The 14,289-nt window shown below is 65.8% G+C and carries 11 protein-coding genes; all 11 read left to right on the top strand.

What is annotated here, in order from left to right; translation table 11 throughout:
* Positions 1-18 precede the first annotated feature (18 nt).
* The 11 genes from odhB (at position 19) to ACA097_RS02670 (ending at position 14,281) form a co-directional block, all read left to right on the top strand.
* Positions 19-1,248, top strand: coding sequence for a 2-oxoglutarate dehydrogenase complex dihydrolipoyllysine-residue succinyltransferase (gene odhB, locus ACA097_RS02720; RefSeq protein ID WP_160286595.1), 1,230 nt, complete (start codon positions 19-21; stop codon positions 1,246-1,248).
* 81 nt (positions 1,249-1,329) lie between these two features.
* Positions 1,330-2,766, top strand: a complete 1,437-nt coding sequence (lpdA, locus tag ACA097_RS02715) for a dihydrolipoyl dehydrogenase (RefSeq protein ID WP_043251339.1) — start codon at positions 1,330-1,332, stop codon at positions 2,764-2,766.
* Positions 2,767-2,927: 161 nt separating this feature from the next.
* Positions 2,928-4,094 carry an ADP-forming succinate--CoA ligase subunit beta gene (gene sucC / locus ACA097_RS02710; protein WP_043251340.1) on the top strand — a complete coding sequence of 389 codons (1,167 nt, stop codon included), beginning with the start codon at positions 2,928-2,930 and terminating at the stop codon, positions 4,092-4,094.
* Positions 4,094-4,975, top strand: a complete 882-nt coding sequence (sucD, locus tag ACA097_RS02705) for a succinate--CoA ligase subunit alpha (RefSeq protein ID WP_043251341.1) — start codon at positions 4,094-4,096, stop codon at positions 4,973-4,975. Before sucC ends, sucD begins: the two co-directional genes overlap by 1 nt.
* A 477-nt stretch (positions 4,976-5,452) precedes the next feature.
* Complete coding sequence (brnQ, locus tag ACA097_RS02700; RefSeq protein ID WP_043251342.1) at positions 5,453-6,760, top strand: branched-chain amino acid transport system II carrier protein; 1,308 nt, start codon at positions 5,453-5,455, stop codon at positions 6,758-6,760.
* Positions 6,761-6,986: 226 nt separating this feature from the next.
* On the top strand, positions 6,987-8,084 hold the full coding sequence (locus ACA097_RS02695) for a GGDEF domain-containing protein (RefSeq protein WP_052355227.1): 1,098 nt from the start codon (positions 6,987-6,989) through the stop codon (positions 8,082-8,084).
* Positions 8,085-8,320: 236 nt separating this feature from the next.
* Entirely contained in the window at positions 8,321-8,986 is a 666-nt protein-coding gene (locus ACA097_RS02690; protein ID WP_371368364.1) for a TIGR04211 family SH3 domain-containing protein, read from the top strand.
* A 293-nt stretch (positions 8,987-9,279) separates the two neighbouring features.
* Positions 9,280-9,849 carry a fimbrial protein gene (locus ACA097_RS02685; protein WP_371368362.1) on the top strand — a complete coding sequence of 190 codons (570 nt, stop codon included), beginning with the start codon at positions 9,280-9,282 and terminating at the stop codon, positions 9,847-9,849.
* Between the two features lie 69 nt (positions 9,850-9,918).
* Positions 9,919-10,662 (top strand): molecular chaperone, encoded by a 744-nt coding sequence (locus tag ACA097_RS02680; RefSeq protein WP_371368360.1) that lies wholly within the window; start codon positions 9,919-9,921, stop codon positions 10,660-10,662.
* A 77-nt stretch (positions 10,663-10,739) separates the two neighbouring features.
* Complete coding sequence (locus ACA097_RS02675; protein ID WP_371368358.1) at positions 10,740-13,244, top strand: fimbria/pilus outer membrane usher protein; 2,505 nt, start codon at positions 10,740-10,742, stop codon at positions 13,242-13,244.
* Positions 13,245-13,306: 62 nt separating this feature from the next.
* Positions 13,307-14,281 carry a fimbrial protein gene (locus tag ACA097_RS02670; protein ID WP_371368356.1) on the top strand — a complete coding sequence of 325 codons (975 nt, stop codon included), beginning with the start codon at positions 13,307-13,309 and terminating at the stop codon, positions 14,279-14,281.
* Positions 14,282-14,289: the final 8 nt, after the last annotated feature.

The following is a 14,289-nucleotide window of genomic DNA, read 5'->3' as shown; positions in this document are numbered from 1 at the left end:
TTTAAGGAAACACACAGAATGGCTATCGAAATCAAAGCCCCAACCTTCCCGGAATCGGTTGCCGACGGCACCGTCGCCACCTGGCACAAGAAGGTCGGTGAAGCCGTCAAGCGTGACGAACTGATCGTCGACATCGAGACCGACAAGGTCGTCATCGAGGTTCTCGCCGAAGCCGATGGCGTACTGGCCGAGATCGTCAAGAACGAAGGCGACACCGTTCTCTCCAACGAACTGCTCGGCAAGCTGAGCGAAGGCGGTGCTGCCGCCGCCGCTCCGGCCGCTGCTGCTCCGGCTGCTGCCCCGGCCGCCGCTGCTCCGGCTGCTGCCGCTGCCGACGACAACATCCTGTCGCCGGCCGCTCGCAAGCTCGCCGAAGAAAACGGCATCGACCCGAATAGCATCGCCGGCACCGGCAAGGGCGGTCGTGTAACCAAGGAAGACGTGGTTGCCGCCGTTGAAGCCAAGAAGAACGCCCCGGCTGCCGCTCCGGCCGCCAAGCCTGCTGCTGCTCCGGCTGCCGCTGCTCCGGTGTTCGCCGCTGGCGACCGCGTCGAGAAGCGCGTCCCGATGACCCGCCTGCGCGCCAAGGTCGCCGAGCGTCTGGTCGAAGCCCAGTCCTCCATGGCCATGCTGACCACCTTCAACGAGGTCAACATGAAGCCGGTCATGGACCTGCGCAACAAGTACAAGGACCTGTTCGAGAAGAAGCACAACGGCGTCCGCCTGGGCTTCATGTCCTTCTTCGTCAAGGCTGCCACCGAAGCGCTGAAACGCTTCCCGGGCGTCAACGCCTCGATCGACGGCAACGACATCGTCTACCACGGCTACCAGGACATCGGTGTTGCCGTCTCCAGCGATCGTGGCCTGGTGGTACCGGTACTGCGTAACGCCGAGTTCATGAGCCTGGCCGAAATCGAAAACGGCATCGCCACCTTCGGCCGCAAGGCGAAGGACGGCAAGCTGTCCATCGAAGACATGACCGGCGGTACTTTCACCATTTCCAACGGCGGCGTATTCGGATCGCTCCTGTCGACCCCGATCGTCAACCCGCCGCAGACCGCCATCCTCGGCATGCACAAGATCCAGGAGCGCCCGATGGCCGTTAACGGCCAGGTCGTGATCCTGCCGATGATGTATCTGGCGCTGTCCTACGACCACCGCATGATCGACGGCAAGGAAGCGGTCAGCTTCCTGGTGACCATGAAGGATCTGCTGGAAGATCCGGCTCGCCTGCTGCTCGACGTCTGATTCGTCCGTTCACACGACGGCCCCGTACTACACGACGGCCCCGCGAGGGGCCGTCCGCTTCACCGGAATAAGGATTGAGACATGAGCCAGAAATTCGACGTGGTTGTGATTGGTGCTGGCCCCGGCGGCTACGTAGCTGCCATCCGTGCCGCACAACTCGGCCTGAAGACCGCTTGCATCGAGAAGTACATCGGCAAGGAGGGCAAAGTCGCCCTCGGCGGTACCTGCCTGAACGTAGGCTGCATTCCGTCCAAGGCGCTGCTGGACAGCTCCTGGAAGTACAAGGAAGCCAAAGAGAGCTTCAACGTCCACGGTATCTCCACTGGCGAAGTGAAGATGGACGTTCCCGCGATGGTTGCCCGCAAGGCCAACATCGTTAAGAACCTGACGGGCGGCATCGCCACCCTGTTCAAGGCCAACGGCGTCACCTCCTTCGAAGGCCACGGCAAGCTGCTGGCCAACAAGCAGGTCGAAGTCACCGGTCTGGACGGCACCGTTCAGGTCCTGGAAGCCGACAACGTGATCATCGCCTCCGGTTCCAAGCCGGTCGAAATCCCGCCGGCCCCGCTGACCGAAGACATCATCGTCGACTCCACCGGCGCCCTGGAATTCCAGGCCGTGCCGAAGAAGCTTGGCGTGATTGGCGCTGGCGTCATCGGCCTGGAGCTGGGCTCGGTCTGGGCCCGCCTGGGTGCCGAAGTCACCGTCCTGGAAGCCCTGGACAAGTTCCTGCCGGCTGCCGACGAGCAGGTCGCCAAGGAAGCCCTGAAGACCCTGAGCAAGCAAGGTCTGAACATCCGCCTGGGCGCTCGCGTCACCGGTTCGGAAGTGAAGAAGAAGCAAGTCACCGTGACCTTCACCGACGCCAACGGCGAGCAGAAGGAAACCTTCGACAAGCTGATCGTTGCGGTCGGCCGTCGTCCGGTTACCACCGACCTGCTGGCTGCCGACAGCGGCGTGACCCTGGACGAGCGTGGCTTCATCTTCGTCGACGACCACTGCAAGACCAGCGTTCCGGGCGTCTTCGCCATCGGTGACGTGGTCCGCGGCGCCATGCTGGCGCACAAGGCCTCGGAAGAGGGCGTGATGGTTGCCGAGCGCATCGCCGGCCACAAGGCCCAGATGAACTACGACCTGATCCCGTCGGTCATCTACACCCACCCGGAAATCGCGTGGGTCGGCAAAACCGAGCAGCAGCTCAAGGGCGAAGGCGTCGAAGTCAACGTCGGCACCTTCCCGTTCGCCGCCAGCGGCCGCGCCATGGCTGCCAACGACACCACCGGTCTGGTCAAGGTCATCGCCGATGCCAAGACCGACCGCGTGCTGGGCGTGCATGTGATCGGCCCGAGCGCTGCCGAGCTGGTTCAGCAAGGCGCGATCGCCATGGAATTCGGCACCAGCGCCGAAGACCTGGGCATGATGGTCTTCTCCCACCCGACTCTGTCCGAAGCGCTGCACGAAGCGGCCCTGGCGGTGAATGGCCACGCCATCCACATCGCCAATCGCAAGAAGCGCTAAGGCGGTAGGACCACGGCGGGGCAGGGCGGCAGTCATTCGCGAGGGACTGCCGTAACCATCCCGCCGGACGTCTTCTCCTCGGAGCGGACGTCACAGGTGGCGCGGTATCACGAGTGCCGCGCCGAATGCGCAATACCCAAGACGAAAAACGGTAGACAAGCATGAATCTCCACGAATATCAGGGTAAGCAGCTGTTCGCTGAGTACGGCCTGCCCGTATCCAAGGGCTTTGCCGTCGACACACCCGAAGAGGCCGCAGAAGCCTGTGAAAAAATCGGTGGTACCGAGTGGGTCGTGAAAGCCCAGGTACACGCCGGTGGCCGCGGTAAAGCGGGCGGTGTGAAGCTGGTCAAGAGCAAAGAGGACGCCAAGGCGTTCGCCGCCAACTGGCTGGGCAAGCGTCTGGTGACTTACCAGACTGACGCCAACGGCCAGCCGGTCAGCAAGATCCTGGTGGAATCCTGCACCGACATCGACAAGGAGCTGTACCTCGGCGCCGTCGTCGACCGTTCCAGCCGTCGCATCGTCTTCATGGCCTCCACCGAAGGTGGCGTGGACATCGAGAAGGTCGCTCACGACACTCCCGAGAAGATTCTGAAAGCCACCATCGACCCGCTGGTCGGCGCTCAGCCGTTCCAGGGCCGCGAGCTGGCCTTCCAACTGGGCCTCAAAGGCGACCAGATCAAGCAGTTCGTGCACATCTTCGTCGGCCTGGCGAAGCTGTTCCAGGACTACGACCTGGCCCTGCTCGAAGTGAACCCGCTGGTAATCAAGAAAGACGGCAACCTGCACTGCCTGGACGCCAAGATCAACATCGACTCCAACGCCATGTACCGTCAGCCCAAGCTGCGCGCCATGCACGACCCGTCCCAGGACGACGCTCGTGAAGCCCATGCGCAGAAGTGGGAACTGAACTACGTCGCGCTGGAAGGCAACATCGGCTGCATGGTCAACGGCGCTGGCCTGGCCATGGGCACCATGGACATCGTCAACCTGCACGGCGGCAAGCCGGCCAACTTCCTGGACGTTGGCGGCGGCGCGACCAAAGAGCGCGTGACCGAAGCGTTCAAGATCATCCTCTCCGACAGCAACGTCGCTGCCGTACTGGTGAACATCTTCGGCGGCATCGTTCGCTGCGACATGATCGCCGAAGGCATCATCGGCGCCGTTAAAGAAGTTGGCGTGAAAGTGCCGGTTGTCGTCCGTCTGGAAGGCAACAACGCCGAACTCGGCGCCAAGGTACTGGCCGAAAGCGGTCTGAACATCATCGCGGCGACCAGCCTGACCGACGCTGCCCAGCAAGTCGTCAAGGCCGCGGAGGGTAAGTAATGAGCATCCTGATCAACAAAGACACCAAGGTAATCTGCCAGGGCTTCACCGGCTCGCAGGGCACCTTCCACTCCGAACAGGCCATCGCCTACGGCACCAAGATGGTCGGCGGCGTGACCCCCGGCAAGGGCGGCACCACCCACCTGGGCCTGCCGGTGTTCGACACCGTCAAGGAAGCCGTAGAAGCCACCGGCGCTGAAGCCTCGGTCATCTACGTTCCGGCTCCGTTCTGCAAAGACTCGATCCTGGAAGCGGCCTTCGGCGGCATCAAGCTGATCGTCTGCATCACCGAAGGCATTCCGACCCTCGACATGCTGGACGCCAAGGTCAAGTGCGACGAGCTGGGCGTACGCCTGATCGGCCCGAACTGCCCGGGCGTGATCACTCCCGGCGAGTGCAAGATCGGCATCATGCCGGGTCACATCCACCTGCCGGGCAAAGTGGGCATCGTGTCGCGTTCCGGCACCCTGACCTACGAAGCCGTGAAGCAGACCACCGACGCCGGCTTCGGCCAGTCCACATGCGTGGGCATCGGTGGCGACCCGATCCCGGGCTCCAACTTCATCGACATCCTGAAGCTGTTCCAGGAAGACCCGAAAACCGAAGCCATCGTCATGATCGGCGAGATCGGTGGTTCGGCTGAAGAAGAAGCCGCTGCCTACATCAAGGCCAACGTGACCAAGCCGGTGGTGTCCTACATCGCTGGTGTGACCGCACCGCCCGGCAAGCGCATGGGCCACGCCGGCGCCATCATCTCCGGTGGCAAAGGCACTGCGGACGAGAAGTTCGCTGCCCTGCAAGACGCCGGCGTGAAAACCGTGCGTTCGCTGGCTGACATCGGCAAGGCCCTGGCCGAGCTGACCGGCTGGCCGACCAAGTAAGTCTCCCCGACTTACCTTGTGTCGGAAGGAGGCCACCCTCGGGTGGCCTCCTTCATTACGGCACCGTCGCACTACCTGTCGTGCAAGCGACAGCCGCGGACATTCCGCGGACACCCTGACGCATGTCAGTGCCAGCTCGGCGAGAAAATCGTTAGGCTAGCAACTACTTTGGACCGCTCTCCCCAAAAGGGTGATGTCCGCGTGCCGTCGTCCCTATCCGGGCCGGCGTAATTCCAGGCCGTCACGGATGCGGTCGAACAACGATGCACGGAGCAAACCGGCCACGAGCCCGCTAGGAAAACCTCTGCTGTCTGTCATTTGAACAAGAACCCTGCATAGCCCGTGCTGCGTCGCCCGATCGACGTGGAGCGCATCGTCATTGCCGTTCGACGCCGCTCCCGATCCCGCCACGTCCACCGCCATGCCGGAGTATTCAAAGGGCACGTTAACCCGCTCAAGCACTGTGGTATTCCCTTCATGAACGTCTTGAAAGGCCAGGACATCCTGGCACTCGGTTTTATGACCTTCGCCCTGTTCGTCGGAGCAGGCAACATCATCTTCCCGCCCATCGTCGGCCTGCACTCGGGCCCGCACGTGTGGATGGCGGCCCTCGGCTTCCTGATCACCGCGGTCGGCCTGCCGGTCATCACCGTGGTCGCGCTGGCCAAGGTCGGCGGCGCCATGGACACCCTCAGCCACCCGATCGGGCGCGTTGCCGGCGGCCTGCTGGCGGCGGTCTGCTACCTGTCGGTCGGCCCGCTGTTCGCCACCCCGCGTACCGCTACCGTGTCCTTCGAGGTCGGCCTTGCGCCGCTCACCGGCGACGGCCCGCTGCCGCTGTTCATCTACAGCCTGGTGTACTTCTGCGTCGTGCTGGTGATCTCGCTGTACCCCGGCAAGCTGCTCGACACCGTCGGCCGCTTCCTCGCGCCGCTGAAGATCATCGCGCTCGCCGCACTGGGCATCGCCGCCTTCATGCTGCCGGCCGGCACCATCGGCCAGGCCGAGCCGAGCTACGAGCACGCGGCCTTCTCCCAGGGCTTCATCAACGGCTACCTGACCATGGACACCCTGGGCGCGCTGGTCTTCGGCATCGTCATCGTCAACGCCATCCGCTCCCGTGGCGTGCAGTCGCCGCGGCTGATCACCCGCTACGCCATCATCGCCGGGCTGATCGCCGGGGTAGGGCTGGCGCTGGTGTACATCAGCCTGTTCCGCCTGGGCGCGGGCAGCCACGAGATCGCCGCTGGCGCCACCAACGGTGCGGCTGTGCTGCATGCCTATGTGCAGCACACATTCGGTGGGCTGGGCAGCGGCTTCCTCGCCGTGCTCATCGCCCTGGCCTGCCTGGTCACCGCGGTCGGCCTGACTTGCGCCTGCGCCGAGTACTTCTGCCGCATCCTGCCGCTGTCCTACCGGACCCTGGTGGTGCTGCTGGCCGGCTTCTCGCTGCTGGTGTCCAACCTCGGCCTGACCAAGCTGATCCAGTTCTCGGTGCCGGTGCTGACCGCGATTTACCCGCCGTGCATCGTGCTGGTGGCGCTGAGCTTCTGTGCCGGCCTGTGGAAGTCGCAGACCCGCATCGTCGCACCGGTGATGGCCGTGTCGCTGCTGTTCGGCCTGGTCGACGCGCTCAAGGGCGCCGGCTTCAACCTGCCGGAGTGGATGGCCCACCTGCCGCTCTCCGAACAGGGCCTGGCCTGGCTGATCCCCTCAGTCGCCACCCTCGCGCTGATGGTCGTCATCGACCGTCTGCTGGGCAAACCCAGCGAAGCCCTCGCCTGAGTCCGTACCCCGGACGATGCAATAGGCCGCCCTCGGGCGGCCTTTTTGCATTTTCGCCCGAGTGGCGTGGACCCGACGCGAGAAAGCGCCAGAAATTCGCCTTCAGTGGTCGTGAGTGCCGCCGATACAGACGAAATGCAGGTTTTCTGACGCGCGGACAGCGCGACGGGCCGGGAACTCGGGCAATGTACGCCGTCGCGAAAAAGCCATCGAAGAGGGGGCAGGGGTGTCGTTGATCAACAAGCTGACGCGGTCGCTCGACCCGCTGCAGGGAGTACCGGACTCCATCCGCCAGGAGTTCGTGCTCTGGTATCGCCAGGCCAAGGCCCCACAGATCCGCTACGTCGCCTTCCTGACGTTGTCGCTGTACTTCGTTTACATCTTCATGGAGTACAACATCGCCACCACGCACCGCGAGCTGCGCCTGCTCGCCCATGGCGTGCTGGTCCCCGCCGCCCTGCTTGCCGTCGGCCTGATGAGCAACGAGCCCCGGTACTACCGGCCAATGCGCGCCTTGCTGATGAGCGCGCCGATCGGCGCCGTGGCGGCCAACCTCTACCTCAACCACGACCAGCCGGACTTCGCCGCCTACGCGCCGGAGATGTACCTCAACCTGATGTGGACCTTCTCCGTCTCCGGGTTGACCCTGCGCCAGGCGACATTCACTGCATCCACCTCGGCCGCGCTCATGCTGATCGTCACCCTGGAGAGTTCTCTGCAGCCCGGCGTGCAGTGCCTGAACCTGCTGTGGATCCTCGCTTCCTACTCCTTCGGCATGCTCAGCGCCTTCCTCCTGGAGCGCGCGCACAAGACCATGTTCCTGCACCAGAACCGCCTGGCCCTGAGCGCCAGCGTCGACGGCCTCACCGGGATATGGAACCGCGCGCGCATCGACCAGTTCTTCGCCGACGAAGTCGCCCGCGCCCAGCGCTACGGCACGCCGTTCTCGGTGATCCTGATGGACATCGACCACTTCAAGAGCGTCAACGACACCCACGGCCACACGGTCGGCGACAGCGTGCTCTGCCAGTTCGCCCGGCTGCTGCGCGAGAACGTGCGCAGCACCGACCGGGTAGGGCGCCTGGGCGGCGAGGAGTTCCTGGTCGTGCTGCCAGGCACCGATCACCGTCACGCCCAGGCCGCCGCGCGCGCCCTGCGCCAGCGCATCAACGGCTTCGACTTCCACACCGTGCGGCGCAAGACCGCCAGCTTCGGCGTCACCCAGTACTGCGGCGACGACAGCGCAAGCGCCATGCTCGAGCGCGTCGATCGCGCGCTCTACCGCGCCAAGCAGAACGGCCGCGACCGCATCGAAGTGCTCTGAGGCCGCCCGCCGACCCGCTACCGCCCATCGCGCATCGCCCGGCGCGACTGAACTCCATTCCTAAATGGCAGGTCTGTCTCCGGTCGACCCAGTGGGTGGATCGCCTGGCCGTTCGCCACCCGGAGGACCGGACGCCCGCCATTCGCCCTGACCGCGCTGCCCCAGCAGCCATTCGCCTGGACGACTTCCATCGCGCCCGCCCGCGGGTTTCGTTCATCGCCATGTGAAGATTGCCCATGACCCAATCCCTCCCTCTCACCGCTGCAACCCCACGCCGCCCCCGCGCCCTCGGCGCCTGCCTGCTCGGCGGCCTGTTCGCCATGGCCGCGACGGCCCAGGCCGAGGAGCCCGCCGGCGGCCCACGCTGGGTGAGCGACAGCCTGACCACCTACGTACGCAGCGGCCCCACCGACGGCTATCGCATCGTCGGCACCCTGGTCTCGGGGCAGAAGGTCGAGCTGCTACGCACCCAGGGCGACTACAGCCAGGTGCGCAGCGAGAGCGGCAACAGCGTCTGGATCGCCAGCCGCGACCTGCAGGACAAGCCCGGCCAGGCCGAGCGCCTGCCCGACCTGGAAAAACAGGTGGCCGAGCTGACCGCCCAGCTCAACGGCATCAACGACAGCTGGAAGAGCCGCGTGCAGGGCATGCAGGAAACCCTCGACACCCGCAAGAAACTCATCGACGAACTGCAGGCCGCGCGCAGCAGCCTCGACAGCGAACTCAGCCAGGCCCGCTCCGACCTGCGCGCCGCCCAGGCGCAACTGGGCGACGAGAACAAACAGGTGCTGATGCGCTACATGGCCTACGGCGGCGGCATCGCCGGCGCCGGCTTGTTCGTCGGCCTGCTCCTGCCGACCCTGCTGCGGGTCAAGCGCAAGCGCAACGACGGCTGGGTCTGACCCGCCCGCGCACTGCCACAAGGCCGCCTTCGGGCGGCTTTTTCATGTCCGGGGAAGGATATTTGCGGCGATTAATCCGCCGCGATGTGCGCGGCGGTCGCTCGCAACACGCCCCACGCTGCCGCTGCAGGCCGCGCGCGGCGGCTGATGATCGGCGCTGAGAGCGATCATCAGCAAAAGAAGAGAATTAAGGATTCGCTCCGCCGTTCGCCGGCAGACAGGCTTCGTCGCGGCTGCACCGAGAGCTTCGGTCGCCACTGCCTTCTGCACGACAAACAAAAGGAGAATCCCCAATGAAAGTGAAAGGTTGTGTACGCCGTGGCCTCGCCACGTCCGTATTGCCGCTGGCGGCGCTGTTGTCCGCCACGAGCGCCCATGCCGTCGACGGCACCGTGACCATCACCGGGTCCATTACCGATGCTTCCTGCACCATCGATATCGACGGCGGCACCGGTGGCGACTACACCCTGGCCTTGCCGGTGGTGGGTATCAGTTCCTTCAAGTCGGTGGGCAACTCCGCCGGCGCCACCCAGTTCAACTTCAACCTGAGCGAGTGCACCGGTACCGACACCGCACCGACCAAGGTGCGCGCCCACTTCGAAGCCATCAACGTCGACGTCAGCACCGGCAATCTGCTCAACATGGCCATGATCAACGGCGCCAGTGGCATCGAAGTACAGATCGCCAACGCCGATGGCCAGCCGATCGACCTCCGCGACAACAAGAACAACAACTACGCGGACATCGATGCCGAGAACGGCAGCGCGACCATGTCCTACGTCGCCCAGTACGTCTCCATCGATCCGGCCGTGACGGCCGGTACCGTCAACGCTCAGCTGATGTATTCGCTGGAATACCTCTGAGTTCCAGGCGGGGGAGTGCCCGAACGCCCGTTCGGGCAATTCCCGCGAGAGCGCAACGGAGAACCGGCTGTGAATGCGCCATCCCAATTCAGATCCTGCGTGCTGCTGGCCCTGCTGCTGATGCAGGCGGCCGCGGCGCAGGCCAATGTCGTCATCGCCGGCACCCGCCAGGTGTTTCCCGGCAGCGAGCGCGAGATCACCGTGCAGCTGAGCAACCGGGGCAGCACGCCCTCGCTGGTGCAGGCCTGGGTCGACGACGGCGACGAGAGGGCGACACCGTCCAGCTCGAAGGCGCCCTTCCTGGTGACGCCCGTGATGTCGCGCCTCGACCCGATGAAGGGCCAGGCGTTGCGCGTGCTGCTGACCTCCGGAGGCTTGCCGCAAGACCGCGAATCGCTGTTCTGGCTGAACGTGCTGGATGTGCCTTCGCTGGATCGCAAGCGCGCCGGCGAGAACCACCTGCAGGTCGCCTTCCGCTCGCGCCTCAAGCTGCTCTACCGGCCCCAGGGGCTCGAAGGCAGCGCGGCGGCGGCGGCCGAGGGCCTGCGCTGGAAGCTGGTCGAGCGCGGCGGCAAGCCGGTACTGCGGGCGAGCAATGCGAGCGCCTTTTACGTCTCCGTTTCCAGCGTAAGCGTGACGGCCAACGGCAGGAGCTTCACCAGCGACGACTCGGCAACCATCGGGCCGCACGGCGAACTGGAACTCCCGCTGAAACCCACGGCCAGCGTGCCCCCTGGGGTGTCCGGCGTCGACTACGTCTGGGTGTCCGACTACGGCGCGGCGGTCAGGCAGTCCTCTTCCCTCGGCGACTGAACGCCGACTCTCGTTCGAAGCAGCGGAGCGCAAGCAAAATGAAGGGTGATGGAAAATCGCCAGTCAGGTGGATGGCTTTGTCCATCGGGATCGCCGGCGGCTCCTGGGTGGGCTCCAGCGCAGTGGCGGACGGCGACGTGATCTTCGATCGCGGATTCCTCCGCGACGGCGGTCAGGCGCTCGACCTTGCCCGCTTCGAAGCCGCGCCCGTCCTGCCACCGGGCACCCAGCGCCTGGATACCTTCGTCAACCAGCGACCGGTCGGCCGCTTCGACGTGACCATCGAGGCCGAGAGCGAGCACGGCCCTGCACGAACCTGCTTCCGCCGCGACGACTTGCCGGCACTGGGCCTCGACCTGCGCCGGCTGCCGGAGCAGGAGCGGGTGCAGCACTTGCTCGCCGCGGACTGCGTCGACCTGCGTCAACTCGACCCCAACATCGCGCTGGACGTGGATGTCTCCGCGCTCACGGCGCACCTGGCGATACCCCAGGCGTACATCGGCCGCCTGGTGCGCGGCATGGTCGATCCGCAGGACTGGGACGAGGGCATCACGGCGGGCTTCGTCGGCTACAACGCCAGCGCCTTCCGCAACCAGCTCGACCAGACCGGCGGCCACGAGCGCTACTACGCGAGCCTCAACGGCGGCCTCAACGTCGCCGGCTGGCGCTTGCGCCACAACGGCACCTACAGCCGCGACGAACAAGGCAGCGAATACCAGGCCGGCAGCACCTACGCCCAGCACGACCTCACCGCGCTGAAGGCGCAAGGCACGCTCGGCGAGTACTTCACCCCCGGCGACCTCTTCGATGCCATGCCCTTCACCGGCGTGGCCCTGGCCAGCGACGAGCGCATGCTGCCCGACTCCCAGCGCGGCTTCGCGCCAACGGTGCGCGGCAGCGCCGACACCAATGCGCAGGTGAGCATCCGCCAGGCCGGCAACCTGGTCTACCAGACCACGGTGGCGCCCGGCCCGTTCGTCATCGACGACCTGTACAACACCGGCTATGCCGGCGACCTCGAGGTGACCATCACCGAGGCCGACGGCCGCGAGAAGACCTTCACCGTGCCCTATGCCTCGGTGAGCCAACTGCTGCGCCCGGGCAACTCGCGCTTCAGCCTGGCCGCCGGCCGCTACCGCGACGACCAGCTCGACGCTCCACCGGCCTTCGTGCAGGGCACCTACCGCTACGGGCTGTCCAATGACCTGACCCTGTACACCGGCAGCACCCTGGCCGAGAACTACCTCGCCGTATTGGGCGGCGCGGCGCTCAATACCCGCTTCGGCGCCCTGGGCGCGGACGTCACCCGCTCCCAGGCCAGCGGGCTGCCGACGCAGGTCCAGGGTATCGAGCCGCGCATGCGTGGTCAGAGCTACCGGCTGACCTACAGCGAGCGCCTGGATGCCACCGGCACCAACCTCGCCATCGCCGCCTACCGCTTTTCCAGCGAGGGCTACCTGAGCATGGCCAACTTCGCTGCGCTCAAGGGCAGCGACTTCCCCACGCTGTACCGCGAACGCAACCGCATCCAGCTCGACCTCGACCAGCCGCTGGGCGACTCGCTGAGCCTCTTCGTCAACGGCATGCGGCAGAACTACTGGGACCGCAGCGGCACAGACACCACCTACCAGGCCGGCATCGGCAAGACCTTCGGCTGGGGCGCGCTCAGCTTCAGCGCCAGCCGCACCCGGCAGGGCGGCGGCAACCGGCGCGACGATGAGCAGACCCAGTACCTGGCGACCCTGAGCGTGCCGCTGAGCTTTGGCGAACGCCTGACCGGCGCCTACCTGCGCACCAGCGCCGCCTACACCGACAGCCGCGACCGCTCGCTGCAGACCAGCCTGAGCGGCAGCGCCGGCGAGACCGGCCAGTTCGGCTACAGCCTCTACCAGAGCAGCAACCGCGACGAAGGGCAGCGCGGTGAAACCCGTGGCGGCAGCCTGCAGTACACCACCTCGCCGGTCGCGCTCGGCTTCAGCGCCAGCAGCGGCGAGGGCTACAGCCAATACACCGCCTCGGCGCGCGGAACCGTGCTGGGCTACGCCGATGGCGTGCTGTTCAGCGCGGGGCAGGGCGAGACCATGGGCGTGATCCAGGCCGCGGGCGGCCAGGGCGCGCGAGTGGGCAGCGGGCACAACAGCCATCTCGACGGGCAGGGCAAGGCGCTGGTCACCGGCCTGTCGCCCTATCGCCGCAACGAAGTGCTGATCGACCCCAAGGGCGCCTCCGACGACGTGGAATTCAAGGTCAGCTCCCAGGTGGTCACGCCGCGGCAGGGCGCGGTGGTCAAGCTGGACTACCGGACCACCATCGGCCGCGCGCTGCTCCTGCAGGTCAGCGGCGAAGACGGCGGCAGCCCTCCCTTCGGCGCCGAAGTGCTGAGCGCGGCCGGCGAGCCGCTCGGCATGATCGGCCAGGCCGGCCTGGCGTTGCTGCGCATCGGCGAGGACCCCGGCCCGCTGCAGGTGCGCTGGGGCGGGGAGGTCGGCCAGTCGTGCCGGCTGGTCATGGGCGAGCCCATCGCCACCGACAGCCCCGGTGACATGCCGCGCCGCTCGGCGCGCTGCCTGGCCGGCGCCTGAGCGCCCTTCATCGGCCGGGCGAGCGGCCCGGCTGCCATTTCCATCAATCGGAGTCTGTACACGTGAAGCGCAACAAGACCCGTCTCGCCTCGCTCGCCCTGCTGGGTGCGGCGAGCCTCCACGCCGAGGGGCTGATCGCCTGCACCAGCAAGGTGACGACGACCGTCAGCTATCCTTCGCCGCTGCTGATATCGGTGGACTTTCCCCTGGGGACGGTGCTGGGTACCGCGCAATCGGTCACTACCATCGACTGCACGGGCGATACGAAGAACTACGAGCTGCGCCGGTCCAGATCCAACGCTGCCTACGGCATGAGCGATGTCGAGGGCGTCGTCCAGTCCGGCTTCATAGCGGTAGGAGTGCGCTGGACCAACTACAACTCCGCAACGGGTGAAACGACCCTGATGACCCGTACGCCTCTGCACGACGGCTCGGGGCCGAAGCTTCAGCTGGCAAAAGGCGTGACCACGCTCACCGACACCTGGGAGCTCATCAAGATCGGTTCCGGCAATCTGCCGGCACCGGGCACCTTCAACATGCGGCCGGTAGCCATGGACAAGGTGAACAAGGGCACTACCACCGTCGTCATGTCCGACCTGCTGACTTACCAATTCGAGTCCGTCGAGTTCGTCGTACCCAGTTGCCAGGCCCCGGGCGACCTCACCATCGACATGGGCCAGAAGCGCAACACGGACTTCTCCGGCGTCGGCAGCACTACAGCGGCCAAGCCCATCGACATCGCGCTGCAGTGCGAGCAGAACGCGAACGTCTTCATCACGCTCTCCGGCGACATCGACAGTTCGCAACCCGGCACGCTCAAACTGTCCCCCTCCGGGCAGACGGCCTCCGGGGTGGGCGTACAGATTCTCGACGAATCCGGCGAGCCGGTGGCCTTCAATACCAAGCTGTCCCATGGCCAGACCTCCGAGGCAGGCTCCTACACCCTGAAATACCAGGCGCGCTACATCCAGACCGCGAAGACCATCGTCGCCGGCCAGGCCAACGCCGCGCTCACCTACACCCTCAAGTACAACTGAGCCCGGCG

The organism is Pseudomonas sp. QL9, assembly GCF_041409665.1.
Lineage (GTDB): Bacteria > Pseudomonadota > Gammaproteobacteria > Pseudomonadales > Pseudomonadaceae > Pseudomonas > Pseudomonas knackmussii.
This window is presented reverse-complemented; position numbering and strand designations above follow the sequence as displayed.